The 26,010-nt window shown below is 69.6% G+C and carries 22 protein-coding genes and 2 pseudogenes; 12 read left to right on the top strand and 12 right to left on the bottom strand.

Translation table 11 applies throughout. The features are described 5' to 3' along the window. Positions 1 to 106: 106 nt before the first annotated feature. Both ACIPK3_RS30315 and ACIPK3_RS30310 read right to left on the bottom strand, forming a co-directional pair. Entirely contained in the window at positions 107 to 1,531 is a 1,425-nt protein-coding gene (locus ACIPK3_RS30315; RefSeq protein WP_402574820.1) for a sensor histidine kinase, read from the bottom strand. Continuing rightward, on the bottom strand, positions 1,528 to 2,262 hold the full coding sequence (locus ACIPK3_RS30310) for a response regulator transcription factor (RefSeq protein ID WP_402574818.1): 735 nt from the start codon (positions 2,260 to 2,262) through the stop codon (positions 1,528 to 1,530). The genes ACIPK3_RS30315 and ACIPK3_RS30310 overlap by 4 nt, the downstream gene beginning before the upstream one ends. A 606-nt stretch (positions 2,263 to 2,868) precedes the next feature. On the opposite strand from ACIPK3_RS30310, the gene ACIPK3_RS30305 reads away from it, so the two are divergent. Then, positions 2,869 to 3,372 carry a DUF2231 domain-containing protein gene (locus ACIPK3_RS30305; RefSeq protein WP_402574817.1) on the top strand — a complete coding sequence of 168 codons (504 nt, stop codon included), beginning with the start codon at positions 2,869 to 2,871 and terminating at the stop codon, positions 3,370 to 3,372. A 311-nt stretch (positions 3,373 to 3,683) separates the two neighbouring features. On the opposite strand, the gene ACIPK3_RS30300 is transcribed toward ACIPK3_RS30305, so the two are convergent. Further along, positions 3,684 to 4,061, bottom strand: coding sequence for a pyridoxamine 5'-phosphate oxidase family protein (locus ACIPK3_RS30300; protein WP_402574815.1), 378 nt, complete (start codon positions 4,059 to 4,061; stop codon positions 3,684 to 3,686). A gap of 56 nt (positions 4,062 to 4,117) precedes the next feature. Then, positions 4,118 to 4,276 (bottom strand): annotated as a pseudogene (locus tag ACIPK3_RS30295) (putative PEP-binding protein); the annotation flags it as partial. A gap of 482 nt (positions 4,277 to 4,758) precedes the next feature. Here ACIPK3_RS30295 and ACIPK3_RS30290 point away from each other — a divergent pair. Further along, positions 4,759 to 5,460 carry a CBS domain-containing protein gene (locus ACIPK3_RS30290; RefSeq protein WP_402574813.1) on the top strand — a complete coding sequence of 234 codons (702 nt, stop codon included), beginning with the start codon at positions 4,759 to 4,761 and terminating at the stop codon, positions 5,458 to 5,460. A gap of 61 nt (positions 5,461 to 5,521) precedes the next feature. After that, positions 5,522 to 6,124 (top strand): hypothetical protein, encoded by a 603-nt coding sequence (locus ACIPK3_RS30285; RefSeq protein WP_402574812.1) that lies wholly within the window; start codon positions 5,522 to 5,524, stop codon positions 6,122 to 6,124. Between the two features lie 175 nt (positions 6,125 to 6,299). Here ACIPK3_RS30285 and ACIPK3_RS30280 read toward each other — a convergent pair whose 3' ends face one another. Together ACIPK3_RS30280 and ACIPK3_RS30275 are read right to left on the bottom strand one after the other, a co-directional pair. Further along, positions 6,300 to 6,959: a CBS domain-containing protein gene (locus ACIPK3_RS30280; protein ID WP_402574810.1), complete on the bottom strand. Its 660-nt coding sequence runs from the start codon at positions 6,957 to 6,959 to the stop codon at positions 6,300 to 6,302. A gap of 40 nt (positions 6,960 to 6,999) precedes the next feature. Continuing rightward, positions 7,000 to 7,458, bottom strand: a complete 459-nt coding sequence (locus tag ACIPK3_RS30275) for a cyclic nucleotide-binding domain-containing protein (RefSeq protein WP_402574808.1) — start codon at positions 7,456 to 7,458, stop codon at positions 7,000 to 7,002. A 613-nt stretch (positions 7,459 to 8,071) separates the two neighbouring features. Between ACIPK3_RS30275 and ACIPK3_RS30270 the strand changes: the two genes are divergently transcribed. After that, positions 8,072 to 9,040, top strand: coding sequence for a Rieske 2Fe-2S domain-containing protein (locus tag ACIPK3_RS30270; protein ID WP_402574806.1), 969 nt, complete (start codon positions 8,072 to 8,074; stop codon positions 9,038 to 9,040). Positions 9,041 to 9,582: 542 nt separating this feature from the next. Here the strand turns inward: ACIPK3_RS30270 and ACIPK3_RS30265 are convergent. After that, positions 9,583 to 10,452, bottom strand: a complete 870-nt coding sequence (locus ACIPK3_RS30265) for an acyl-CoA thioesterase (RefSeq protein ID WP_402574804.1) — start codon at positions 10,450 to 10,452, stop codon at positions 9,583 to 9,585. A 19-nt stretch (positions 10,453 to 10,471) separates the two neighbouring features. Next, entirely contained in the window at positions 10,472 to 12,985 is a 2,514-nt protein-coding gene (locus ACIPK3_RS30260) for a DUF3516 domain-containing protein (protein WP_402574802.1), read from the bottom strand. 145 nt (positions 12,986 to 13,130) lie between these two features. On the opposite strand from ACIPK3_RS30260, the gene ACIPK3_RS30255 reads away from it, so the two are divergent. After that, complete coding sequence (locus ACIPK3_RS30255) at positions 13,131 to 13,925, top strand: metal-dependent hydrolase (protein WP_402574800.1); 795 nt, start codon at positions 13,131 to 13,133, stop codon at positions 13,923 to 13,925. A 49-nt stretch (positions 13,926 to 13,974) separates the two neighbouring features. On the opposite strand, the gene ACIPK3_RS30250 is transcribed toward ACIPK3_RS30255, so the two are convergent. Both ACIPK3_RS30250 and ACIPK3_RS30245 read right to left on the bottom strand, forming a co-directional pair. After that, positions 13,975 to 14,445: a DUF5709 domain-containing protein gene (locus tag ACIPK3_RS30250; protein WP_402574798.1), complete on the bottom strand. Its 471-nt coding sequence runs from the start codon at positions 14,443 to 14,445 to the stop codon at positions 13,975 to 13,977. A 225-nt stretch (positions 14,446 to 14,670) separates the two neighbouring features. Next, the gene (locus ACIPK3_RS30245) at positions 14,671 to 15,120 is read right to left on the bottom strand and encodes a MarR family winged helix-turn-helix transcriptional regulator (RefSeq protein ID WP_402574796.1); all 450 of its coding nucleotides are present in this window, start codon (positions 15,118 to 15,120) and stop codon (positions 14,671 to 14,673) included. Between the two features lie 115 nt (positions 15,121 to 15,235). Between ACIPK3_RS30245 and ACIPK3_RS30240 the strand changes: the two genes are divergently transcribed. Then, positions 15,236 to 17,044: an ABC transporter ATP-binding protein gene (locus ACIPK3_RS30240; RefSeq protein WP_402574794.1), complete on the top strand. Its 1,809-nt coding sequence runs from the start codon at positions 15,236 to 15,238 to the stop codon at positions 17,042 to 17,044. Between the two features lie 43 nt (positions 17,045 to 17,087). After that, positions 17,088 to 17,936 (top strand): annotated as a pseudogene (gene mltG / locus ACIPK3_RS30235) (endolytic transglycosylase MltG); the annotation flags it as partial. Positions 17,937 to 18,257: 321 nt separating this feature from the next. Here mltG and ACIPK3_RS30230 read toward each other — a convergent pair. Continuing rightward, positions 18,258 to 19,334, bottom strand: a complete 1,077-nt coding sequence (locus ACIPK3_RS30230; RefSeq protein WP_402574792.1) for an NAD(P)-binding domain-containing protein — start codon at positions 19,332 to 19,334, stop codon at positions 18,258 to 18,260. Positions 19,335 to 19,393: 59 nt separating this feature from the next. On the opposite strand from ACIPK3_RS30230, the gene ACIPK3_RS30225 reads away from it, so the two are divergent. Then, positions 19,394 to 19,816, top strand: a complete 423-nt coding sequence (locus ACIPK3_RS30225; RefSeq protein WP_402574791.1) for a YjbQ family protein — start codon at positions 19,394 to 19,396, stop codon at positions 19,814 to 19,816. 20 nt (positions 19,817 to 19,836) lie between these two features. On the opposite strand, the gene ACIPK3_RS30220 is transcribed toward ACIPK3_RS30225, so the two are convergent. After that, on the bottom strand, positions 19,837 to 20,298 hold the full coding sequence (locus tag ACIPK3_RS30220; RefSeq protein WP_402574789.1) for an ATP-binding protein: 462 nt from the start codon (positions 20,296 to 20,298) through the stop codon (positions 19,837 to 19,839). 285 nt (positions 20,299 to 20,583) lie between these two features. Between ACIPK3_RS30220 and ACIPK3_RS30215 the strand changes: the two genes are divergently transcribed. The 4 genes from ACIPK3_RS30215 (at position 20,584) to ACIPK3_RS30200 (ending at position 25,959) form a co-directional block, all read left to right on the top strand. Then, positions 20,584 to 21,375 carry an alpha/beta fold hydrolase gene (locus ACIPK3_RS30215; protein WP_402574787.1) on the top strand — a complete coding sequence of 264 codons (792 nt, stop codon included), beginning with the start codon at positions 20,584 to 20,586 and terminating at the stop codon, positions 21,373 to 21,375. A 107-nt stretch (positions 21,376 to 21,482) separates the two neighbouring features. Further along, positions 21,483 to 23,828: an ATP-binding protein gene (locus tag ACIPK3_RS30210; RefSeq protein ID WP_402574785.1), complete on the top strand. Its 2,346-nt coding sequence runs from the start codon at positions 21,483 to 21,485 to the stop codon at positions 23,826 to 23,828. Between the two features lie 252 nt (positions 23,829 to 24,080). Next, a complete protein-coding gene (locus ACIPK3_RS30205; RefSeq protein ID WP_210586179.1) occupies positions 24,081 to 24,284 on the top strand; it encodes a cold-shock protein in 204 nt (67 codons plus the stop codon). A 172-nt stretch (positions 24,285 to 24,456) separates the two neighbouring features. Continuing rightward, positions 24,457 to 25,959 carry a DEAD/DEAH box helicase gene (locus ACIPK3_RS30200; protein ID WP_402574782.1) on the top strand — a complete coding sequence of 501 codons (1,503 nt, stop codon included), beginning with the start codon at positions 24,457 to 24,459 and terminating at the stop codon, positions 25,957 to 25,959. The last annotated feature ends 51 nt before the right edge of the window (positions 25,960 to 26,010 follow it).

Genomic DNA, 26,010 nt, shown 5'->3' with positions numbered 1-26,010 from the left:
GGCCGTTCGGGCCGCACCCGCCACCGACCGGCCCAGAAGTCGTTTCATAGGTGGTGGTAGCTGCCGGCCGGGCCGGCCCGACAGGTGTGCCGGCCGGGCGAACAGCTCAGCCGGGGAGTGCGAGGCGGACGCTGGTGTGTCCGGGGCGGCTGGTGACGGTGGCGGTTCCGCCGTGGGCGGTGATGACTGCGTGAACGATGGCAAGGCCCAGCCCGGTGCTTCCCGTGCTGCGGGAGCGGGCGTGGTCGGCGCGGACAAAGCGACCGAAGACTTCGGGTTGGAGCTCGTCGGGGATGCCGGGGCCGTTGTCGCTCACGTCGACAAGGACGGTGGTCTGTTCGGCGGTGAGAGTGACAGTGACGTCGGTGCCGGCCGGTGTGTGGGTTCGGGCATTGGCGAGGAGGTTGCCGATCGCCTGTTGGAGGCGATGGGCGTCGCCGGTGACGGTGACCGGTTCTTCGGGGAGGTCGAGGAGCCAGTGGTGGCCGGGGGCGGCGGCGCGGGCGTCGTCCGTCGCGTTCAGGATCAGCAGGGTCAGGTCGACCGGTTCGTGATCGAGAGGCCGTCCGGCGTCAAGGCGCGCGAGAAGCAACAGGTCATCGACTAGGCGGGTCATGCGCAGGGACTCACTGTCGATGCGTTCCAGGGCGTGGCGGACTTCGGCGGGGACGGGGCCTTGGTGGCGCAGGGCGAGTTCGGCGTGGCCGCGGATGTTGGCGACGGGGGTGCGCAGTTCGTGGCTGGCGTCGGCGGCGAAGTGCCGCAGGCGTTCCTCGCTGGCCTGCCGGCGGGTCAGGGCGTCTTCGACGTGGCCGAGCATGTGGTTGAGGGCGGTGCCGACCTGGCCCACCTCGGTGCGGGGGTCGGTGTCGGAGAGGGGGCCGGGCATGGCGACCTCGCCGCTGGCGAGCGGCAGCCCGGCGACCTCCGCCGCATGGACGGTGACCTTCTGGAGAGGGCGCAGGGAGATTCGAACCCACACGGCTCCCGCGATGCCGGTCGCCACGAGGGCGGCACCGAACAGCACTGCTTCGACCGCTTCGAGGCGGTGGACGGTCTCCTCCACGGGGTGCAGGGGCAGGCCCGTGACCAGGGTGTCCTGGTCGTCGCCTCGGACAGCTGTGACGCGGTACTTCCCCAGGCCGGAGAGGCGGATGCTGTGCCCATCTCCGTCCACGGGGATTCCCGCCAGCGTGCGGCGGTCCCCGGGGGTGAGCCGGAGGGGGCGGTCGGTGGCGTCGTCGACGACGGCGGCGTGGGTGACGGTGTCGTCCAGGAGGCGGGCGCCGAAGGTCGCCTCGGCCTGGCCCCGGGTGTCGGGGCGGTTGTCGGCGTCTGGCTCGGCCTCGTGTTCCAGGCTGGCCGCGAACCGGCCGCCGGACGCGGAGAGCTGCTCGTCCAGGCGCCCCATCAGGAAGCCTCGCAGAGCAAGGGCTGTGGTGATCCCGACAGCGAGACAGGCGAGGGCGAGCAGGGCGACGAGTCCGACGGTGAGCTGGCCGTGCAGAGTGCGGGGCGGTGGGCGTTTCACGGGGCTTCCGGCTTGAGGACGTAGCCGACTCCGCGCACGGTGTGGATCATCGGAGTGCGCCCGGCGTCGATCTTCTTGCGCAGGTAGCTGATGTAGAGCTCGACGATGTGGGCGCGTCCGCCGAAGTCGTAGGCCCAGACCCGGTCGAGGATCTGGTCCTTGGACAGGACTCGGCGCGGGTTGCGCATGAGGAAGCGAAGGAGTTCGAACTCGGTGCGGGACAGCTCGACGGTGGCCCCGCCGCGGCGGACCTCCCGAGCTTCCTCGTCCATCGTGAGGTCCCCGACGGTGAGCCGGTTCACGCCCGGTCCGGCGGTCATTCCGGCCCGCCGGAGCAGCCCGCGCAGCCGGGCCAGGACTTCCTCGAGGCTGTAGGGCTTGGTGACGTAGTCGTCGCCACCCGCGGTGATCCCCGCGATGCGGTCCTCGACCGCATCGCGGGCGGTCAGGAACAGGACGCAGACCTCGGGCATCTCCCGCCTGAGGGCCCGTAGGACCTGGAGCCCGTCCAGGTCGGGCAGCATCCAGTCCAGAACCACCGCGTCGGGCCGGAAGGCACGGGCCGTCGCCAGCGCGGTCGCACCGTCACCCGCGGTGCGCACTTGCCAGCCCTCGCCGGTGACGACCCCGGCCAGGACATCGGTGACGTCGGGTTCGTCGTCGACGACGAGTATCCGTACGGAGTCTCCGTCGGGGCGCTGCAGAAGCGGTGTCGTACGCGGCTCGTTCATGGTTCCTTCAGCATCCCCCGGCGCAGGCCACGGCGGGGGTGGGGTGCGCCTCTGATTTTCCTCTGAATCGGAGCTGAGACCATCGGACTCGCAGACCCAACCACGGCCGCCGCCTCTTCCCGCACCCCGACCCCGCAGGCAACCATCGGTAGATATCGGTCGATACAAATGAAAACGATCTTCTGAGAGCGATCAGCCAAGCCGTTTCAGAAGGTATACAGAGGTTGGGCTGTGAGGCTGGCCGCCCATCGCCGGAGCGAGCGCCACATCCGGAGGAGCCCCATGGCCTCGACGTTCATGACTACGACGCATGCGAGCCGCGGGATGCGTCACCGCCGCCCGCGCTTTCCGACATCCGAGGCAACGGGGCACGGGGCTGGGTGGAAGCACTGGACGGCTACTCAGCACCCGGGGTCTGCCCGACGGCCGGGAGTGGCCGAACTCCGGGATTCAGCCGCTATGGGTCATGAGGTGCGACACCGCGTCATTCCCGCACGCAGGGAGCGGGCGCCTCCCTGTCGCGGCCTCGGCTGCACCACCGAGCCGCCGCAGGAGCCCGACTCGTCTCTGTCCAGCATCGAACACCACCCTCCGAAGGAGCCCGTTGTGGGACTCGACCTGATCAACGGCATCCCCGCACACGTCCTGCTCGTGCACGTCGTCGTGGTCCTGGTACCCGTTACTGCGTTCGCCCTGATCCTGTGTGCCGCCTTCCCCTCCGTCATGCGCCGGTTCGGCCTCGCCCTGCCGGCCCTCGCCCTGGTGTCCCTGATCAGCGTGCCGCTGACGACCGCCGCCGGCGAGTGGCTGGAACGGCACGTGGACCGCGATCCCCTGGTCCGTAGGCACGCCGAACTCGGCGACGAACTGCTTCCCTGGGTCATCGGACTCTTCCTGGTGTCCGCGGCGGTCTGGTGGTTCTACCGCCGCACCCCCGAGGTGGAGGGGTCCAGCAGCACGGTGGGCACGCCGCTCCGCATCGCCGCCGCGGTGCTGTCGCTCATCATCGGCGTGGGTACCGGCGTTCAGGTCTACCGAATCGGCGACTCCGGGGCCAAGGCGGCTTGGCACGACGCCTACTCCGCTACGGCGCACCCCAATCGGGGCTGACCGACATCCGGCCCTTCTGCCCGCTACGGTTCGAGCACGGCAGGTGGAAGGGCCGGGCCGTGCTCGGCGTAGACCTCTGCCAGGGCCGGCGGTCAGGTCGCCGATGAGGCGATGGCCGCCTCCTACGCGGGGCACAGGCGCGGTGCACAGGTCGGTGGTGAAGTGCGCCCGGCAGCGCTGATAGGAGCGCCGGCACACGCGGCGTGGCGAGGCGGACCTCGGCCGGGCGGTCCTGAGGCCCAGAGACCGCTGCCCAAGCCGCCGGAGCACCGTGTGAGCGGCTGCTGCCTCTGTGGTGCAGCAACTGCATGTCAGCTGTCGGCCGGCTGATTCGCCGTGTTCTCCGTCCGGGTGAGGAGGACACCGGTGACCAGTTCGGGGCGGATCCGCACAGCCTGGTCTGTAGATTCCCTCCAGCCGAGGTGGGAGTCCGGGTCTATGGCATCGGCCTCGTACGCTACGACGGCGCCCGTGCCGTCGGCTTGCTGCGCGTGGGACGTCAGCGCAGCGGCCTCGTGGGTGCGGATGAGGATGTCCCCGTTGTCCAGGACGTGGTTGACCGGGCGGACAGTGGGCAGGGCCTGCCGGGTGTAGACGATCCTGCCCAGGGACACGCTGCCCAGAAACCGCAGGGCCTCGACGTGGTCGAGGTTGATGCGCTGAAGTGCTCGCATCCCACGGGTTGCCATCACGTGTTCCTTCCGCTGCCGGTCGAGCCCATCGCGTTGAAGCGACGGTGCGTCGATCACCTGCTGTCACTCGTGTCCGTGTCCGCCAGCGCCGCCCGGCCTGCCTCAAGACGTGCCACGGGAACCCGGAACGGCGAGCAGGAGACGTAGTCCAGGCCGACCTCATGGAAGAAGTGGATCGACTCCGGATCACCACCGTGTTCGCCGCCGATGCCGGTTTCGCGGCCCGAACAGCCGCCCGGCGTCCGTCTCCAGCGCCGCGAGGCACCGGGAGACCTGCGCCGACATCCCTCCGGCGGTACAGGCAGACCCGTCCGCGTCATCTCGGCCAGATTCGCGCCCTTGCCGCCGAGGAGGCCGGTCAGGTCACGGCCACCGTCCTGCAAGTCGTACACATAACGGACCATGACGCCGCTCCTCGGCTCCGGGTCTCGGTCCTCCCAGCCTGGAACAGAGGCGCGTGCCGGGGCAGGTGCCCTCCGTCCCACGACGTGGGCCGATCGGCCCTGAGTGGCGCGATTGTCGCTCCCCATCGCTCTATAGGGCGTGTCTGACAATTCCCGCCTGCTTGGTGGGGCACTTCGATCCCCAGCCCAAGGGCCCCAGGGGACGGGCCACTCGGCCCATGGTCCTGCCGCCGTTCGTCGGGGCAGCCTGGAGGTGTCGTAGAACGGCAGCCAGCCCCGTGGAGGACGCCATGAACGGCACTCCGATCGTCGTGAGCGATGTGATGACCCGTAGGGTCGTCGCCCTGCGCACGGGGGCGGCCTTCAAGGACATTGTGCGGACCATGCAGGAGTGGAGGGTCAGTGCCCTCCCAGTGCTGGACGGTGCTGGACGTGTCCTCGGCGTCGTCTCCGAGGCCGATCTGTTGCCCAAGGAGGAGTACAGCGAGCGCGACGTGGGCCGATACGGGCAGGTGCGGCACTTCGCCGAAGCCCGCAAGGCGGACGGGGTGACCGCCGGTGAGCTGATGACCGCTCCGGCGGTCACCGTGCCGCCCGACGCCACCATCGTCCGCGCCGCGCGCGTCATGGCTCGAAGTGGGGTGAAGCGACTGCCGGTGGTCGGCTCTGACGGCACTCTGCAGGGCATCGTCAGCAGGCCCGACCTGCTGAAGGTCTTTCTGCGGGACGACTCGGAGATCGCAGAGGACGTCCGGTGCGAGGTCGTCGCACGGCTCTTCGGCTCACAGGCCGAAGAGATCCGGATCGAGGTGCGCGACGGTGTCGTGACGCTCACCGGCCGGGTCCGCGAAACCGCTCTGATTCCGATTGCCGCCCGACTCGCGCGAGCCGTCGCGGGCGTAGTGGACGTGAATTGCGCGGTCAGCGGTCCGCCTCGCCATCCGGACCTCGACCCGGACCTGCCGGACCCGCAACGGCCGGCTCCCGCCTGACGGAGGCCGACCGTATGACGCCTGACGGAGGCCGACCGTATGACGAAGGAGGCGCGGGCCGATGACACGGACACCTGCCACGACCGTGGCACGGATGATGTGGCGCTGGGGCCACAACCCTCTCAAGCGGCACAGTGACGTCGTCGAGGCCTGGATCGTGCTCGTCACCTGGGTCCTCGTCCTCCTCGGAGGGGTGTTCGCGGGCGGAATGGCGGCGCGGGCGACGGACTCGGCGTTCGCCGCCCGGCGTGCGCAGGTACACGCCGTGTCCGCTGTACTCACCGACGACGCGGCGACGATTCCGGCCGGCGGCAGCGGCGGGTACGACGACGGCCGGGTGTGGGCCGCCGTGCGCTGGACGGACGCGGGCGACACGGTGCACACCGGCCGGGCGAAGGTCTTCCCGGGGTCTCCTGTGGGCAGCAGGCTCACCGTGTGGACGGACCGTGCCGGCCGGATCGTCTCCGAGCCTCCCAGCGGGGCAGGGGCGACGCTGCAGGTGGTTCTGACCGGCGCCCTCGTGGCACCGCTGGCCGGCGCGACGGTCTGGGCCGGTGGCTGGCTGGTCCGTGCTCGGCTCTTCCGACGGTGCCTGGCCGACTGGGACGAGGAGTGGCAGCAGGTCGGGCCGGAGTGGCGGAAGCGGAGCGGAGGCAGAGGTTGATCGGCAACCCCCGGCCGTGAACGGGCACGGAAGACGCAGGCACGGCCCGCGGCGGCACGGCCCACGGCCAAAGGCGCAGTACGACGACAATGACGCAGCGAGGACTCAGCCCCGCGGTCGAGCGAGCTGGGCGGTCGGACGCAGGAGCGAACCCCGGTCGGCTGCGCCGAGGGCGTCACCCGGCCTCGGAGTCGGCGGCGGTGAGTCGGCAGTCCAGGTCCACGACCCCTTCCACGCCACGGACCAGGCGCGCGGCCAGTGGAATCCGCGCGCCGTCCGCGACGCGTCCCGTCAGGGTCGCGACGCCGTCGCTGACGACGATGTGGACGGGCTCGACGGGGGCCGGGAAGAGAACGTCGACGATGTCGCGTCGGATCTCGTCCGCGAGGTCGTTGTCGGGACGCAGGAACACCTTCAGCAGGTCCCCGCGACTGACCACGCCTTCGAGGACGCCCTCGGCATTCACCACGGGCAGCCGCTTGACATGCCGCAAGGCCATGATCCTTGCCGCCTCGGCGAGCGTGGCGTCGCCATGCACGGTGACGGCCGGGGTACTCATCAACGCCTCGGCGGACATCGCCCCGGCCTTGGCCAGGTCGGAGAGTCGGCGCAGTTGGGCGAACCGGTCCGGGTCGCTGTCCCGGAACTCCTCCTTGGGCAACAGGTCGGCCTCGGAGACCACCCCGATCACCCGCCCGTCGCCCTCAAGCACAGGAAGCGCGCTGACCTTCCAACGCTCCATGCGCTCGACAATGTCCTTGAACGGGGCACTGCGGCCCACCGCGACGACGGCATGCGTCATCACGTCGCTCACCTGGTGCGGGCCGCTGTCCATGCCTACCAAGGCCCTTCGGCCGGATGGGGCGTGCGCGCGGTCACGACCGGTCACCGCTGCCGTAGGGGGCGTACAGGTCGAGCAGCCGCACCCGGGTGGCGTGCAACCGCTGGGCGACCACGCGGCCCACCCACACCGCCACTGCCCGACCGAACGCGGGGTCCGCGTCGCACATCGCGTGCACCGCCTCCGCATCGAACTCCCAGGCCCGCACCGGGGTCATCGCCTCGGCGCCCAAGTGCCAGAGGCGCGGCGGGAAGTGCCAGGACCAGCCGACGAGTTCGCCGTGACCGAGTGACTCGACGACGGCCGGTCGGCGGCCGGGAACATGCAGATCGAGGGCTACGGTTCCGGTGCGTACGATCCAGAAGCGGTCAGCGTGCCGGCCCTCCTCGAACAGTCGGGTCCCGGCCTCGAAGGAGACCTCGCGGGCGAGGCGCATCAGCTGTTCGCGGTGCACGGGCTCAAGTGCCGTGCTCATGGTGGTTGCGGAGGTCATCGCAGCGGCTCCCTTCATGGGGGTGTCGATCCCAGCGTGCGCGACCTCGGCCCCCGGCACCACGGGCCGCTCGGACTGCGCCGTGGGTCCCTCGGCCCCTACCGCGCGGTGCATCGCCCCCGGGCGGCGCCCATCCACCCGAACCGAGTCGGTGCCGCATGCCCGAATGGGCCGCTCTGGCCCATTGTCGGGCCTCTTCGGTCCAAGCGCCCGCCCGCCGGTCAGCACGCTGGACGCACTCGGATCATGTGCGTGTCTCCACGAGCATCGCCGTCATCGAGGTCGGGGGCCCGTCCCGGCGTGGCGAGGAGGATGGCCGGGCGGCGCTGTCTCGCCTGCGGCAGCGGACGCTGGGAGGGGCCTTTCCCGCTCGGGCACCGTACTCGCGGAGCCATGGGTGCACGCGGTTTCGGCGAGGGCGTCGAGGTTGCCTGGGAGTTCGACCGGCTGCCCGGTCACCGGGAGGCGGACGCCGTTGAGGCCGCCGACACCTCATCTCCTGCGCCGTCGAATCAACCGGTGCCTGCGACGGGCCCGGCCTTGAGGTGCCTCGTGGCTGGTGGCGCTGCACAGTGGCCGTTTCCCGAAGGCTCTGGTGGGTTATACGGGGTGCATGGATACCTCTGGGGCGCTGGACCGGGTGACGTGTGCCTTCCGTGCGGTCTTGCCGTCCGCCGCGGGGCCGGGGCGGGTGCTGAAGGTGATGGACCGCGTCGAGCGTTCCGAGCGCGCGGACCGGCTGGTCGACGCGGTGCGCGAGGGTGTCCGGGCGGTGCCAATGGGCCGTGCGCGGGACGTTCTGCATGGGCGGTGGCTGGGCCATCCCGTACATCCGTTGATGGTGCAGTTGCCTCTGGGCAGCTGGATGTCTGCTGCGGTCTTGGACTTCGTGCCAGGTCAGCGGCGGGCGGCACGGATCCTGGTGGGGGTGGGGCTGCTGACGGCCTTGCCGGCGGCGGCGGCCGGCTGGACGGACTGGGCCGAACTGCGCCGCCCGCAGATGCGTGTCGGCTTGGTGCACGCGGCAGCCAACGCGGCAGGTGTCGCGCTCTATGCCACCTCCTTCGCTGCGCGTGTCCGCGGCAGGTACGGTCGCGGGCGGGCTTGGGGGCTTGCCGGTCTGGCGACGGTGGGAGTCGGCGGCGCCGTAGGCGGTCACATGGCCTTCCGGCAGGCATCGGGAGCCAACCACGCCGAACACGTTCCCGACCTGGTCGGAGCCGACTGGCACACGCTCGGGGACCTGGCCGACTTCCCGGTGGGCGCACCCGTGCGCAGCCACCTGAGCGACGAGCCGGTGGTGGTCCTGCGTGAGGCGTCCGGGACGATTCGCGTACTGGCCGACCACTGCAGCCACATGGGCGGACCGCTGTCCGAGGGCGAGCTCGTCGACGGCTGTATCCGATGTCCCTGGCACGGCAGCACCTTCCGCCTCGCCGACGGATGGAACACGACAGGTCCGGCCACTGCCCCCCAGCCGGCGTTCGAGACCCGGACCACCGGCACCCGTGTGGAGGCTCGTCTCATGACCTTGGACGAGGCCCTGCCTTCCAGGACCGACGACGCCCACAACGAGCGGTAGGACAGGACCATCGACAGCCTCAGCCGTGACGATCACATCTGCCCGGAGTTGGTAGCACGGGGCGCCGGCACGCGCACGCGCAGCGCGGGCTCATACGACACCCACGCACATCGACTCCTCGGCAGACCAGGCACCCCCGGCGCGGCCCGGTCCAGGCACACACGAGCCGGAGGACGAGACGGCAACTGATGGCGTTCTGCGTTTGTGGCCGAGGGCCGACGGGGATTCGGCGCCCGTGAGCGCAGGAGCAGGGGCAGCAGAAGACTGCGAGTCAGGCGGCTCGTGCGGCTGGCCAACTGCACCGGACGGGCAGGAACTCCCGCCTGAAGGTGTGGAAGAACGACTCCGCGGCGGCGATGTCCGCGAAGGCGCCGACCGCTCCCACGGACTGCTGAATTCCGGCCCGGTGGCAGGCATGGGCGAACGCCTTTGCGTCGTGGGGCCACGAGCCCTCTGCGTTCTCGGTAGGAACATCGTAACGACCGCCCGGGGAGCGTCGCACGAGGCAACGCGGCGCGGCCCACCATCGGTGAAGTCGCAGGTCAGCCCAGCTCGCGGAACAGCCCTTCCTGTACCACGGACACGATCAGTTGTCCTTCGAGGTTGTAGATGCGGCCCCTGGCGAGGCCGCGGCCGCCCGTCGCGATCGGCGACTCCTGGTCGTACAGGAACCACTCGTCCGCACGGAACGGGCGGTGGAACCACATGGCGTGGTCCAGTGAGGCCATGTCGAAGCTCCGCAGACCCCACAGGGGTTCGATGGGGATGCGGACCGCGTCCAGCAGGGTCATGTCGCTGGCGTAGGTGAGCGCGCACGTGTGCACCAGGGGGTCGTCACCCAGCGGGCCGACCGCGCGCATCCACACCGCGCTGCGCGGTTCGGCGCCCTTGATCTCCTCGGTGTTCCACCGCAGCCGGTCGACATAACGGATGTCGAAGGGCTGGCGGCGCGCCATCCGCTCCAACTGCTCGGGCAGGGCGCCCAGATGCTCCCGGATCTCCTCCGCGACCGTCGGTAGCGACTCGGGATCCGGAATGTCCCGGGCCGGCGGCAGCTGGTGCTCGAAGGGTCCTTCCTCGGGCTTGTGGAAGGAGGCGGTCAGATTGAAGATCGTGCGGCCCTGCTGCACCGCGGTGACCCGGCGGGTCGTGAAAGACCGCCCGTCCCGGACCCGCTCCACCTGGTACACGATCGGCACCCCCGGCCGGCCGGGGCGCAGGAAGTACGCGTGCAGCGAGTGCACCGGGCGGTCGCCGTCCGTGGTGCGCCCGGCAGCGACCAGAGCCTGGCCGGCCACCTGGCCGCCGAAGACCCGTTGGAGGGACTCCTCGGGGCTGCGGCCACGGAAGATGTCGACCTCGATCCGCTCCAGGTCGAGCAGGTCCACGAGTCTTTCGGCGGGGTTAGTCATGGATGGGATTCTCCTGCGCTCACAGCTGGCCGACGTCGGTCACACGGACGACCGCGCGGCTCTCCGCGTCGGAGGCCACGAGGTCCACCTCCGCGCTGATGCCCCAGTCGTGGTCGTCGTTCGGGTCGTCGAAGATCTGCCGGACCCGCCACAGCCGGTTCTGCGGTTCTTCCTGGATCACGAGCAGTTTGGGGCCGCGGGCGTCGGGGCCGGTGCCCAGGTCGTCGTACTCGTCCCAGTACTTGTCCATCGCGTCGCCCCAGGCCTGCGCGTCCCAGCCGGACTCGGCGTCCATCTCTCCGAGTTCTTCGACCTGGTCGAGAGCGGCGAGCTCCACGCGGCGGAACATCGCGTTGCGGACCAGTACGCGGAAGGCGCGCGCGTTGGTGGTCACCGGCTTCACCTCGTCGGCCTTCTCCTGAGCCTCCTCGGCGGTCATCACTTCCGGGTTGGCCAGTTGCTCCCACTCGTCCAGCAGGCTGGAGTCGACCTGGCGCACCATCTCGCCGAGCCATTCGATCAGGTCCTGGAGGTCCTCCGACTTGATGTCGTCCGGGACGGTGTGGTCCAGGGTCTTGTAGGCGCCGGCCAGATAGCGCAGCACGATGCCCTCGATCCTGGCCAGTTCGTAGAAGGACACCAACTCCGTGAAGGTAAGCGCCCGTTCGTACATGTCGCGGATGACCGACTTCGGCGACAGCGGATGGTCGCCGACCCACGGGTGGCTCTTGCGGTAGGTGTCGTACGCGTGGAAGAGCAGCTCTTCCAGCGGCTTCGGGTACGTGACGTCCTGGAGGCGCTCCATGCGCTCCTCGTACTCGACGCCGTCGGCCTTCATCAGGGCCACCGCCTCACCGCGCGCCTTGTTCTGCTGGGCGACCAGGATCTGCCGGGGGTCGTCGAGCGTGGACTCCACTACGGACACCATGTCCAGGGCGTACGACGGCGATTCCGGGTCGAGCAGTTCGAACGAGGCGAGCGCGAACGTGGACAGGGGCTGGTTGAGCGCGAAGTCCTGCTGGAGATCGACCGTCAGGCGAACGATGCGACCCTCCGCGTCCGGCTCGTCCAGCTTCTCGACGATGCCGCCGTCGAGCAGCGACCGGTAGATGGCGATCGCCCGCCTGATGTGCCTGAGCTGCTGCCTGCGCGGCTCGTGGTTGTCCTCCAGGAGCCGCCGCATGGCCTCGAAGGCGTTGCCGGGCCGGGCGATCACCGACAGCAGCATGGTGTGCGTCACCCGGAACCGGGACATGAGCGGCTCCGGTTCGGAGGCGATCAGCTTCTCGAAGGTGCTGTCCGTCCAGCCGACGAAGCCCTCGGGAGCCTTCTTGCGGACGACCTTCCGGCGCTTCTTCGGATCGTCACCGGCCTTCGCGAGCGCCTTCTCGTTCTCGATGACGTGCTCGGGCGCCTGCCCGACGACCAGCCCGGCCGTGTCGAACCCGGCCCGTCCGGCACGGCCCGCGATCTGGTGGAACTCACGGGCGCGCAGGGTACGTACGCGGTTGCCGTCGTACTTGGTCAGAGCCGTGAACAGCACCGTCCGGATGGGCACGTTGACGCCCACGCCGAGGGTGTCGGTGCCGCAGATGACCTTCAGTAGACCGGCCTGGGCGAGTTTCTCCACCAGACGCCGGTACTTGGGCAGCATGCCGGCGTGGTGCACGCCGATCCCGTGGCGGACGTAACGCGAGAGGTTCTGGCCGAACTTGGTGGTGAAGCGGAAGTTGCCGATGAGCTCGGCGATCTTGTCCTTCTCATCGCGCGAGCACATGTTGATGCTCATCAGCGCCTGCGCCCGCTCCACGGCCTGCGCCTGGGTGAAGTGGACGATGTACACCGGCGCCTGCCTGGTCTCCAGCAATTCGGTGAGCGTCTCCGTGAGCGGGGTCAGCTTGTACTCGTAGGACAGCGGTACCGGGCGGGTCGCCGAGCGCACCACCGAGGTGGGGCGGCCGGTGCGGCGGGTGAGGTCCTTCTCGAAGAAGGAGACGTCGCCGAGCGTGGCCGACATCAGGATGAACTGGGCCTGCGGCAGTTCGAGCAGGGGGATCTGCCAGGCCCAGCCGCGGTCGCCCTCGGCGTAGAAGTGGAACTCGTCCATGACGACCTGGCCCACGTCCGCGTCCTTGCCGTCGCGCAGAGCGATGGACGCGAGCACCTCGGCGGTGCAGCAGATGACAGGAGCGTCCGCGTTGACGGACGCGTCGCCGGTCAGCATGCCGACGTTCTCGGTGCCGAACATCTTGCACAGCTCGAAGAACTTCTCCGACACGAGAGCCTTGATCGGCGCCGTGTAGAAGGTGACCTCGTCCCGGGCCAGCGCGGCGAAGTGGGCACCCGCAGCGATCATGCTCTTGCCGGAGCCGGTGGGCGTCGACACGATCACGTTCGCCCCCGAGACCACCTCGATCAGCGCCTCCTCCTGGTGGGGGTAGAGCGTGAGACCGCGCTCCTGCGCCCACGACTCGAAGGCTTCGTAGAGGGCGTCGGGGTCGGCGGTCGGCGGCAGCTGATCGATGAGGGTCACGCCACCATCTTGCCTGGCCGACTGGCCGATGGGGGAATCGGCTGCGGGTGCGAAGATCATGGCAGCTACGCTGTGGCGCCGACGAGGCGTCATCACACCGGGTCAACTGGACAGCGGCACACGAGGAATGGGGCGGGGAACGGCCATGATGGGACCAGCACACTCACTGTCGGGAGCCGCCGCCTGGCTCGGCGTCGGAGCGGCGGCCGCCGCGGCCGGTCACGCGATGCCCTGGCCGGTGCTCCTGGTCGGATCCCTGATCTGTGCCGGCGCGGCGCTCGCCCCCGATCTCGACCACAAGGCGGCCACCATCTCGCGCGCCTTCGGACCGCTGTCGCGCTGGATCTGCGAGATCGTCGACAAGCTGTCCTACGCCGTCTACAAGGGGACGAGGAAGCAGGGCGACCCCCGCCGCTCCGGCGGCCACCGCACATTGACGCACACCTGGCTGTGGGCGGTTCTGATCGGTGCCGGCTGCTCTGCGGCGGCGATCGCCGGGGGCCGCTGGGCGGTGCTGGCGATCCTGTTCGCCCATCTGGTTCTGGCGATAGAAGGGCTGCTGTGGCGGGCGGCCCGTGGTTCCAGCAGTGACGTCCTGGTCTGGCTGCTGGCCGCGACCAGCGCCTGGATCCTCGCGGGCATCCTGGACAAGCCGGGCATGGGCTCGAGCTGGCTGTTCGGCGCGCCGGGCCAGGAGTACCTGTGGCTGGGGCTGCCGGTGGTGCTGGGTGCGCTGGTCCACGACATCGGGGACGCCCTGACGGTGTCCGGCTGCCCGATCCTGTGGCCGATCCCGATCGGCCGCAAGCGCTGGTACCCGATCGGGCCGCCCAAGGCGCTGCGGTTCCGGGCGGGCAGCTGGGTCGAGCTCAAGGTGCTGATGCCGGCGTTCATGCTGCTCGGGGGAGTGGGCTGCGCCGCCGCCCTCAACATGATCTGAGCCGCTCCTGACGCCATTGCCGGCAGCGAAGGCGAAGCCGGCCTCGGGGTCAGCCCGGCAGTGAGTCCTCGTCCACGATGTGCATCGCCGCCTCCTCTGCGGAGGCGGCCGCACCGTCGATGCCGACGTCGGTGGCGACCAGGGCGCTCTCGTCGTCCTCGTGCGCGCCCTCGTCGGGTGCCACGAGACGACCGGAACGCAGGCCGCCGACCTCGTTGTCCAGGAGCTCACCGTCGGTGCCCTGTACATCGCCGATGCCGTCGTCGTCGGACGCCGACAGATCGGGCAGTTCCTCGGCGAGACGCTGGTCCAGGGTCTCGCCCAGTCGGCCTTCCGCAGCCGTCACACCGCTGTGCTCCACCGCCCATGGCCGGTCAGGAGGAGACCAGCCCCGGTCGAGGGGATCGCCGACTCCGTCGTCGACCAGCGTGTCCTCCGCGTCCAGCAGCCCGGAGTCCTCCTGGATCTCGGATCCATCGGGCTGGTAGACGTCATCTCCCCATCCGTCGGCGCTGTCCACGGGTACCTCCAGGCTACGGGGACGGCCCGTTCCCGCCGCGAGGAGCGGAGGGCCGCCGGCACACGCGGCACGGTGTGCGCCCGGTGCACCGGACGGTTCCCGGGCGCCCCCCGAACCTGTGCCACTATCCAGCCTTCCACCCCCGTTCGGCACCGCGCAACGCCACAGGCCCTGGCCTGCGAGCGCGCCACCGCGAAATCGCCCGGGGTTGTGCCGGGTCGCCGGTCAGCAGGGCCTGGCGGTCTCGCCGTCGACGAGTGTGTCCAGCAGTCCGCCGAGCGCGTCGCGCTGTTCTTCCGACAGCGGCGCGAGGATCTCCGCCGCCGCCGAGCGGCGTGCGGCACGAAGTTCGGTGAGGGTTCTGTGCCCGTCCTCGGTCAGTTCGATCCGGGTCACCCTGCGGTTGGCCGGGTCGGGGACGCGGCGCACCTTTCCACTCGTCTCCAGGCCGTCCACCAGGGTCGTCACCGCGCGCGGCACCACCTCCAGGCGTTCGGCGAGATCGGCCATGCGCGGCGGTGAGGCGTACTGCGCCAGCGTGCGCAGCAGGCGGGACTGTGCTGGGGTGACTCCCAGATCGCGCTCCTGCAGATGGCGCTTCTGGATGCGGTGCACCCGGCGGGTGAGCCGCAGCAGTTGCTCGGCGAGCAGGCCTTCGGGATCCGGGTTGGTCATGCGGGAACAATATCAGGACCAAGTTCATTGTGAGCGTAGGTAACAATGAGCTATGCTCCGTCTCGTCGTCGTCGGCCGGTTTCGCGCCGACGCCCGTTCACCTCCGTAGGAGCCCATGCATCCCGAACGTGAAAACTCCCGGACGCCGTCCGCCGAGGCGAAGGAACAGGAACAGCCCCGGCAGGTGCGTCGCATCCTGAAACTCTTCCGGCCCTACCGCGGCCGGCTCGCCGTCGTCGGACTGCTGGTCGGCGCAGCGTCGCTGGTCTCGGTCGCCACGCCGTTCCTCCTCAGGGAGATCCTCGACGTGGCGATCCCGCAGGGGCGCACCGGCCTGCTGGGTCTGCTCGCCCTGGGCATGATCCTCAGCGCGGTCCTGACCAGCGTCTTCGGTGTGCTGCAGACGCTGATCTCCACGACCGTCGGCCAGCGCGTCATGCACGACCTGCGCACCGCCGTCTACGGCCGTCTGCAGCGCATGTCCCTCGCCTTCTTCACCCGCACCCGCACCGGCGAGGTGCAGTCCCGGATAGCCAACGACATCGGTGGCATGCAGGCCACCGTCACCTCGACCGCCACCTCCCTGGTCTCCAACGTGACCAGCGTGGTCGCCACGATCGTCGCGATGATCGCCCTCGACTGGCGGTTGACGGTCGTCTCGCTCCTCCTGCTCCCGGTCTTCGTCTGGATCAGCCGTCGCGTCGGCAACGAGCGCAAGAAGATCACCACCCAGCGCCAGAAGCAGATGGCCGCCATGGCCGCCACGGTCACCGAGTCGCTCTCCGTCAGCGGCATCCTGCTCGGCCGCACGATGGGCCGCTCCGACTCGCTGACCGAGTCCTTCGCCGAGGAGTCCGAGCGTCTGGTCGACCTCGAAGTGCGGTCGAACATGGCAGGACGCTGGCGGATGGCCGTCATCACCATCGTCATGGCCGCCATGCCCGCCGTCATCTACTGGACCGCGGGCGTCGCCCTCCGGACGGGCGGCCCGCAGGTGTCGCTCGGCACCATCGTCGCCTTCGTCTCACTCCAGCAGGGGCTTTTCCGCCCCGCTGTCAGCCTGCTGTCCACCGGCGTCCAGATACAGGCCTCGCTCGCGCTCTTCCAGCGCATCTTCGAGTATCTCGACCTGCCCATCGACATCACCGAGCGGGAGCGGCCCGTCCACCTCGACCACGTCCGGGGCGAGGTCCGCTTCGAGAACGTCGAGTTCCGTTACGACGGCAAGGGGGGCCCGGTCATCGACGGCATCGACATCGCCGTACCGGCCGGAAGCAGTCTGGCCGTCGTCGGACCCACCGGCGCCGGCAAGTCCACGCTCGGCTATCTCGTGCCCCGGCTGTACGACGTCTCGGGCGGCCGCGTCACCCTGGACGGCGTGGATGTCCGCGACCTCGACTTCGACACCCTCGCCCGAGCCGTGGGCGTCGTCTCGCAGGAGACGTACCTCTTCCATGCCTCGGTCGCCGACAACCTTCGCTTCGCCAAGCCGGACGCCACCGACGACGAAGTGCACGCTGCGGCGAAGGCCGCCCAGATCCACGACCACATCGCCTCGCTGCCCGACGGCTATGACACGGTCGTGGGCGAGCGCGGCCACCGCTTCTCCGGAGGTGAGAAGCAGCGTCTCGCCATCGCCCGCACCATCCTGCGCGACCCGCCGGTCCTCATTCTCGACGAGGCGACCAGCGCCCTGGACACCCGCACCGAACACGCGGTGCAGGAGGCGATCGACGCGCTTTCGGCCAACCGGACGACGCTCACCATCGCGCACAGGCTGTCCACCGTCCGCGCCGCCGACCAGATCGTGGTTCTCGACTCCGGGCGCGTGGCCGAACAGGGCACGCACGACGAACTGCTGGAGCTCGACGGACGGTACGCGGCCCTGGTCCACCGGGACGCGCAACTGGCGCCGACAAGATGACGATATGCCGGATTTGCTGACGTATGCGGGTTAACGTGCCCGCATGCAGATGAACACTCCGCCACGGAGCACGATTCGACTGACGCGCCGGGGCAAAATCGCCCTCGCCGTGACCGGCGCCATCGTGGCCGGCACCGCCGTGGCGGTGCCGCTGCTGCACCTGGACATCCTCGGGAACGCCAAGGCCAGGACCTTGGTGATCCCCGAGGGCTGGCGGGCGAGCCAGGTCTACGACGCCATTGACAAGGTCCTCGCCCTGCCCGCCGGCAGTACACAGAAGTCCATGGGCAAGGCCGGCCTGAAGCTGCCGCACGACGCCCGGGGCAACCCGGAGGGCTATCTCTTCCCGGCGACCTATCCGGTCTCCGAGGGGGCGACTCCGCAGTCACTGCTCCAGTACATGGTCGACACGGCGAACAAGCGGTTCAAGGGCGCACCGGCCGCGGCCGGTGCGCCGCGCGCCGCGACGAGCCTTTACCAGGCAGTCACCATCGCGAGCATCGTCCAGGCCGAGGCCGCCTCCAAGGAGGACATGGGGAAGGTGGCCCGCGTCGTCTTCAACCGGCTGGAACATGGAATGCCGTTGCAGATGGACTCCACCCTCAACTACGCGCTGGGCCGCAACACGCTCACGACGACCACGAACGACACCAAGGTCGCGAGCCCCTACAACTCCTACCAGCGCATGGGCTTGCCGCCCACGCCGATCGACAACCCGGGCGAGCAGGCGATGCACGCCGTGTACAACCCGACACCGGGCGACTGGCTCTACTTCGTCACCGTCAAGCCGGGCGACACGCGCTTCACCGCCGACTACGCGCAGCACGAGCGCAACGTGGCCGAGTTCAACGCGGAGCAGCGCAGCCGGGCGGCGCAGCAGAGCCAAGCGCCTCAGGAGGGCCAAGCGCCTCAGCAGGGTCAGGCTCCTCAGCAGGGTGAGGTTCCTCAGGAAGGTCAGGCTCCTCAAGAGAGCCAAGCTCCCCTGCAGGACCAAGCTCCCCAGCAGGACCAAGCTCCTCAGCAGGACGAAGCTCCTAGGGAGAGCCAGAGCTCTCAGCCCGCCCGGAGTCCGCAGCCCAAGTGGACTCCGCGACAGGCCGCGAGTCAGGCGCGGTTCCCGCACCGGGCTCCGGCTCCCCAGCCCCAGGGATGACCAGGCAGACCTCGGGCTGACCGGCCGGAAGGTGCCCGCGGGACAGGAGCCTGCCGGACGTCACACGCCGACCGGTTCCTCGGCCAGCAGCCGCCTGATGTCCCGTACGGCCGCGCGGCCCGCCCGGTTGGCGCCGATGGTGCTCGCAGACGGGCCGTAACCGACGAGGTGGATCCGTGGGTCGGCGACCGCGCGGGTCCCCTCGACCTGGATGCCGCCGCCCGGTTCGCGCAGCTTCAGCGGGGCCAGATGCTCGAGGGCGGCCCGGAAGCCGGTCGACCAGAGGATGACGTCGGCTTCAACGTGCCTCCCGTCCGTCCACTCGACCCCGCTCGGAGTGATGCGGTCGAACATCGGCAGCCGGTCCAGGACCCCGTCCCGCAGCCCCTGCCGGATGGCGTCGTTGAGCGGTAGCCCCGTCACCGAGACCACACTCCTCGGCGGCAGCCCCTGTCGCACCCGCTCCTCCACCAGCGCGACCGCAGCTCGGCCCACACCCTCGTCGAACGGCCCCTCCCGGAAGACCGGCGGCCGTCGGGTGACCCAGGTGGTGGCCGCCGCGTACGGGGCGATCTCCAGCAGGTGCTGGGTACCGGACGCACCTCCGCCCACCACGACGACCCGGAGCCCGGCGAACTCCTCGGGCCCGCTGTACTGAGCGGTGTGCAGCTGCCGCCCGTGGAAGGTCTCCTGGCCGGGATACCGGGGCCAGAACGGCCGGTCCCAGGTGCCGGTGGCGTTCACCATCGCCCGTGCCGACCATTCCCCGTCCGAGGTCTCCACCAGCAGTCGTCCACTCTCCGTACTCCGTACGGCCGTGACGTCGACGGGGCGTCGCACCCGCAGGTCGAAGGTGCGCTCGTAGGTGTCGAAATACTCGGCGACGACCTCGGCCGACGGCCGCGCCGGGTCGGCGCCCGTCAGCTCCATGCCGGGCAGCGAGTGCATTCCGTGGACCTTGCCGTACGTCAGCGTGGGCCAGCGGAACTGCCAGGCGCCGCCGGGTCCGGGGGAGTGGTCGAGCACCACGAAGCCGCGCCCCGGTTCGAAGCCGGTGCGCCGCAGGTGATAGGCGGTGGACAGACCGGCCTGCCCGGCGCCTGTGACGACCACCTCGACCTCACGTGTGTTGTTCACGATTCTACGAACAGTGCGGCGTTCGTGGATCTTCCCGGCGAGTGAGCAAGGATGGTGGCATGCCAGATGCCTTCACCACCCGAGTGCTGAACATCGCCACCGGTTCCCAGGAGAGGGTCGTCGATCTCACCGGCGACTGCGAGGCCTTCCTGCGGGAGACGGCGGGCGGCCGTGACGGCCTGCTGAATGTCTTCGTCCCGCACGCCACCGCCGGTGTCGCCGTCATCGAGACGGGCTCCGGCAGTGACGACGACCTCCTGGCCGCTCTGCACACCCTCCTCCCGCCCGACGACCGCTGGCGGCACCGCCACGGCAGCCCCGGCCACGGCCGCGACCACGTCCTCCCCGCCTTCGTCCCACCGCAGGCGACGCTGCCGGTGCTGGGTGGACGCCTGGAACTGGGGACCTGGCAGTCGGTGTGCCTGGTCGACACCAACATCAGCAACGTCAACCGTAAGGTTCGACTGAGCTTCCTCGCCTGAGCGCGAGCAGTCAGGCGAGGTCACCTCTCGTCACCCTGCGCGCGCCCGTACGCCGCGGGCAGACTGGCCCAGCGAGTGGTTCGCCCCGCGTGGCTGTTGGTGCCGTGCTCGATGGCCAGTGCCCCGACTATGAGCAGGCCGCGTCCGTGTTCCCCGGGAGAGCGGGGCGACGTACGAGGCTGCTTCCTCGGGCCGCCGTCCGTGACGCCCACTCGCACCTGAGGACCCGCCCTCTCGCGGGACACGTGCAGGACGACGGGTGGCTCCGCGTGCTGCAGAGCGTTCGTCACCAGCTCGGACGCCACGAGCAGCACGGAATGGGCGTCGTCGTCGCTCACCTGCCAGTCATCGAGAGCCGATCGCACGACGCGACGAGCGTGTGCGGCCGCGTCCGCTCGGTGAGCGAGCCGACGCGAACGGTGATCGGCAGGGAGGGGAGCCGGCGTACAGGCTGCGTGTGAGAGCTCTCGCGTGGTTTCCATGGTCCTCACCCGGAAAGTGAACGGCTCTGTGTCAGAACATCTCCCAGACTGCGATCTCCTTCCGGGCCCGGAAAGGGGCGAACTACGCAGGCGGCTACCTGTTGGCTACCTGCGGGGCGTCCGACACAGGTATGCGGGGAAGCAGGTAGTGACACACGTATTTCTCTCCTGACTTCGGACCCATGGGCAACGGGAGAGTGATGGCGCCCCCTGCGGTGCCGCGACCGTGCTCGCGGCCGCGCCACACCTCAAAGCTCCGACATGTACCGAAGAATGGAACCCCGCATGTCCGCACGTACCCTGCCCGAAGCCACCTTCGCCCGCACCGTCCTGGGCTCCGGTTCCGGGCTCGCCCTCGCCCACGGTGCCGGCAGCAGCGTCGACCAGACCTACGGCCCGATCCTTCAGGGCCTGGCCGCCCATCACAAGGTCGTCGGCGTCGACTACCCCGGCAGTGGCGACACCGCCCGCTCCGCCACTCCGCTCTCGCTGGACGACCTGGCCGACCAACTCGTCGCCGCCGCCGTCGCCGAGGGTCTGGAGACCTTCGCGGTGTCCGGCTACTCCCTCGGCGGCCCGGTCGCCATACGTGCGGCGGTCCGCCACCCCGAGCGCGTCTCCGCCCTCGTGCTGACCGCCACCTTCCCCCACCACGACAACCGGCTCGCTCTCGCCCTGCCGACCTGGCGCAAGCTGGCCGAGACGGACCCCGACCTGCTCGGCCGGTTCCTGGTCATGATGGCCAGCGGCGTCGACGCGCTGGAGTCCATGTCGCCGGAGCAGCTCGAGCAGGCCGTGGCGTTCACCGCCGCCAACATCGCCGAGGGCACCCCCGAGCACGCCGAACTCGCCGCCCGGTTCGACGTCCGCGACGACCTCGCGGACATCCAGGCACCCACCCTGGTCATCTCCACCACGCAGGACTGGTTCACCGCCACCCGTCTGCATCACCAGCTTGCCGAGTCGATCCCCGGCGCCCGCCTCGTGGAGCTCGCCACCGGCCACCTGCCGATGGTGGAACGCCCCGAGGAATGGCTGCGGCTCATCAGCGGCTTCCTCGACGCACACAACGCCTGACGATCGAGCCGGCGGGGGAGTGCGCCGACCACGGCGTGATCCCCCACCGGTCAGCTACTTCTCGGTAGCCTTTTGTGCCGTTCCAGGGTCGATTAATCTTCGAAAGTATGAGCACCATCGCTCGGCCCAGTGCCCTGGAGAGTGCCGAGAGCCTGCCGGCCGACCTCACCAGTTTCGTCGGGCGGCGGCAGCAGATCACCGACGCGAGGCGGTTGCTGGCAACTTCCAGGCTTGTGACGCTCACCGGGCCCGGAGGGGTGGGCAAGACTCGACTTGCCGCACATGTGGTCACGAGCGCGCGACGGAATTTCAGCGACGGTGCGCGTTTCGTCGAACTGGCCGAATTGCGTGATTCCTCGTTGCTCACGCATACGGTGGCGGCCCAGCTCGGCCTGCATGACCAGCCCTCGCGCACGACGATCGACGTGATCATCGACCACGTCGGATCCCGCGAAGTGCTCCTCACCCTCGACAACTGCGAGCACCTGATCGACGACTGCGCTCTCTTCGTCGACGCTCTCATGAGGGCTTGTCCGAGGGTGCGGATCCTCGCGACGAGTCGACAGTCGCTCGGCGTGTACGGCGAGACGACCCTGGTGGTTCCTCCACTGCCGGTGCCCGACGTCGAAGACGCGCCGTCCCCGGGCACGCTTGCGCAGTACGACTCGGTGAGGCTGTTCATCGATCGCGCCTGCGCCGTTCTGCCCGGGTTCGAACTTCGGAGCCAGGACTGCCCTGCCGTCGCGCGGCTGTGCCGTGCGCTGGACGGGATCCCGCTGGCGATCGAACTGGCCGCCGTGTGGCTGCGTGCACTGTCGCTCGGTCAGATCGAGGAGCGGCTGGCCGAACGCTACCGCCTGCTCAGCGTCAGCCCGAGAAGCGCTCCTCCCCGGCAACGCACGCTGCAAGCGCTGATCGACTGGAGTTACGACCTCTGTTCGCAGTCGGAGCAGCAACTGTGGGCAAGGGCATCGGCATTCGCCGGCAGCTTCGATCTGGCCGGGATCGAGTATGTGGGTGCGACCGAGGAGATGGGGCGGGATGGGATAGCGGGCATCGTCCTCTCCCTGATCGACAAGTCCATCCTGGTCCGTGACGAGCATGACGGTCATGTGCGCTACCGGATGCTGGAATCGATACGGGAGTACGGCCAGGCGCGGCTCGTGCAGGCCGGTGAGCACGCCGCTGTACATCGCCGCCATCGCGACTGGTACGCCCGCATGGTGGAGGAGTTCCAGGCCGACTGGATGGGGCCGGACCAGGAGGCCTGGATCCTGCGGCTGCGGCGCGAGCACGCGAACCTGCGGGAGGCGTTCGCGTTCTGCCTCACTCAGCGCGATGACGGTGTCGCCGCACTTCGCCTCGCGGACCGGCTGGGGACCTACTTGGGTGTCCAGGGCTTCAACAGCGTGACGCGTCAGTGGCTCGACCAGGCGTTGGCGGCAGGTTCCGAGCCTTCGCCGGAGCGGGCTTCCGCGTTGCGTCGATGTGCCTGGGTCGCGCTGCTGCAAGGCGACCTGGACGCGGCACAGGCGCGACTGGAAGAGGCCGCAGAGCTGGCCGGGAGGCTCGGCCTCACGAACGAAAGCGCGTATGTGACCCTCGTGGAGGGGATGCGGGCCGCGTCCTCGGACGACATGGAGAAGGCAGCGCTGCTCACCGGCGAGGCCATGTCGGGCTTCAGGTCGGGGCACGAGCTGAGTGGCCTGATTCTCGCCACGTCCATCCACGGGCTGATTCTCGGGCACGGAGGAGAGCGCGAGCGGGGCCTGGCCCTCCTGGAGGAGTCACTCGCCACCGCCGCGCAGCGGGGAGAGGCGATCTGGCGCTCCTGGACGCTGCTGGCCGTTGCCTTCGTCGAATTCGACCACGATCTGACACACGCGGAAGCAGCGGTACGACAGGCCCTGGACCTGCGGCGCCGGGTGAGCGCGAAGTTCCTGATGGCGTTCGCGTTCGAGATCCTTGCCTGGGTGAGCGGACGCCAGGCGCGCCACGTCCGGGCAGCGACGCTCTTCGGCGCCGCCACCGCCATGTGGCAGGCGGTCGGGACTTCGCCGGACTTCTTTCACCTGGTGGGAGTGGTTCACCATCAGCACACCACCATGGTTCGAGCGGCCCTGGGAGACGAGCGCTACGACACGGCGTTCCAACGCGGTCGCGCTCTTTCCGAGCAGGCGGCGATCGACCACGCTCTCGGCGCGGCGACTCCGGCCGCCGGTCAAGCACGGGCGGGAGACGAAGAAGCCCCTTTGACACCCAGGGAGAGTGAGATCGCCAAGCTGGTCTCCGAGGGGCTGACCAGCCGGGAGATCGCGGCGCGCCTGGTGATCGCCCCTCGTACGGCCGAGGGGCACGTGCAACGTATCTTCACCAAGCTCGGGTTCACCTCACGCGCGCAGGTCGCCGCCTGGTACGTGAACAGACAGCACGTTCGTGACCGGCGGGCGTAGGCTGACGACGACCGCGACCCCGGAGGCGCGCCGGGCCGAAGCTTTACGGCAGGGCTGAATTCGTGCGGGTGCGCGTGCCGTGCTAGAATTGCGGTAGTTGCAGTTGTGGTTCCCGAAACTTCAAGTGCCTTGGCGGCCGTATGCCGTCGGGCATTTTTGTATCTCCGGTGCTTATCCGGACGGGGTTCATCGTGGCAACGCACGGGTTCACACGGTGTGGATCCGCGGGCACTGCCCCCAAGGAGATGTGACATGGCTACTGGCACCGTCAAGTGGTTCAACGCGGAAAAGGGCTTCGGCTTCATCGAGCAGGACGGCGGCGGCCCGGACGTCTTCGCCCACTACTCGAACATCGCCACCCAGGGCTTCCGTGAGCTCCAGGAAGGCCAGAAGGTGAACTTCGACGTCACGCAGGGCCAGAAGGGCCCGCAGGCGGAGAACATCACTCCCGCCTGACACCGAAGCGCATGAGTGGCTGGGGCTCCGCCTTGTGGCGGGGCCCCAGCTTAATGTTTTCTGTATTCCGGCTGGAATTCTTTTAGTCCCACATTTGGCTCGTTCTTGCAATTCGTCCGGCTTATTGCTGTCGGGAATTCCTCGATGCGTGCCCCGCCGAGGAAGGTTCTCCATGAGCCGTTCAGCTCGCTCGAACGACCGTTTCCGTCCACAGGACCGTTTCCGTCCACAGACTCAGAGGCGCTCCGGCGCCGGCCCGCGCACCACTGGGGGACGTCCCTCCACGCCGCAGGGGGAGTTCGCGCTGCCGGTCACCGTCACCCCGGCCCTCCCCGCGGCGGCGACCTTCGCTGAGATGGACATGCCCGTCGAGTTGGTGAAGAAGCTCACCAGCCTCGGCCTGAACGAGCCCTTCCCGATCCAGGCCGCCACGTTGCCGAACTCCCTCGCGGGGCGGGACGTCATGGGCCGCGGGCGCACCGGATCGGGCAAGACGCTCGCCTTCGGTCTGGCGCTCCTCGTGCGCACGGCCGGGCAGCGCGCCGAGTCGCGGAAGCCGTTGGCTCTGGTCCTCGTCCCCACACGCGAGCTGGCCCAGCAGGTCACCGATGCGCTCACGCCGTACGCCCAACTGCTGAAGCTGCGGCTGGCCACCGTGGTCGGCGGCATGTCGATCGGCAGGCAGGCCGGCGCACTGCGTGCCGGGGCCGAGGTGGTCGTCGCGACTCCCGGCCGCCTCTCGGATCTCATCGAGCGCAAGGACTGCCGCCTGGACCGGGTGAAGATCACCGTCCTGGACGAAGCCGACCAGATGGCGGACATGGGCTTCATGCCGCAGGTCACCGAACTGCTGGACCAGGTACATCCCGACGGACAGCGCATGCTGTTCTCGGCCACGCTGGACCGCAACATCGACCTTCTGGTCCGTCGTTACCTCCATGACCCGGTGGTCCATTCGGTCGACCCGTCGGCGGGCGCGGTCACCACGATGGAGCATCACGTGCTGCAGGTGCACGGCGCGGACAAGTACGCCACCGCCACCGAGATCGCTGCCCGCGACGGGCGCGTGATCATGTTCCTGGACACCAAGCACGCAGTCGACCAGTTCACCAAGCACCTGCTGAGCAGCGGGGTGAAGGCCGCGGCGCTGCACGGGGGCAAGTCGCAGCCCCAGCGCACCCGCACCCTGGCACAGTTCAAGACCGGCGACGTCACGACGCTGGTGGCCACCAACGTCGCGGCCCGGGGCATCCATATCGACGACCTCGATCTCGTCGTCAACGTGGACCCGCCCGGCGACCACAAGGACTACCTGCACCGTGGCGGCCGTACGGCCCGCGCCGGCGAGTCCGGCAGTGTCGTCACGCTGGTCCTCCCCAACCAGCGCCGGGAGATGGCCCGCGTCATGTCCGACGCCGGCATCAGGCCGCAGATCACACAGGTCCGCTCCGGTGAGGCCGAGCTGAGCCGTATCACCGGCGCCCAGGCCCCCTCCGGTGTCCCCATCGGCGGCAGCGGGCCGGTCACGGAGCGCCCGAAGCGCGGTGGCGCCCCCTTCCGCGGTATGGGCACCCGCCCGGGGCGGGGCGGCGGCGCCGGCGAGTCCCGCCGGTCTGCCGAGGCCCGCCAGATCGCGGAAGCCCGCAAGGCCGCCCGGGTCCGTCGGGGCCAGTAGATCCGCGACGGTGCCCTCGCACGCTGTGTGAGCAACGGTGACGGTGCGGCC

This window comes from Streptomyces sp. NPDC086787 (genome assembly GCF_044745865.1).
In the GTDB taxonomy this organism is placed as follows: Bacteria; Actinomycetota; Actinomycetes; order Streptomycetales; family Streptomycetaceae; genus Streptomyces.
Note: the sequence above shows the minus strand (reverse complement) of the source record. Positions and strands in the feature narration are given on the sequence as shown.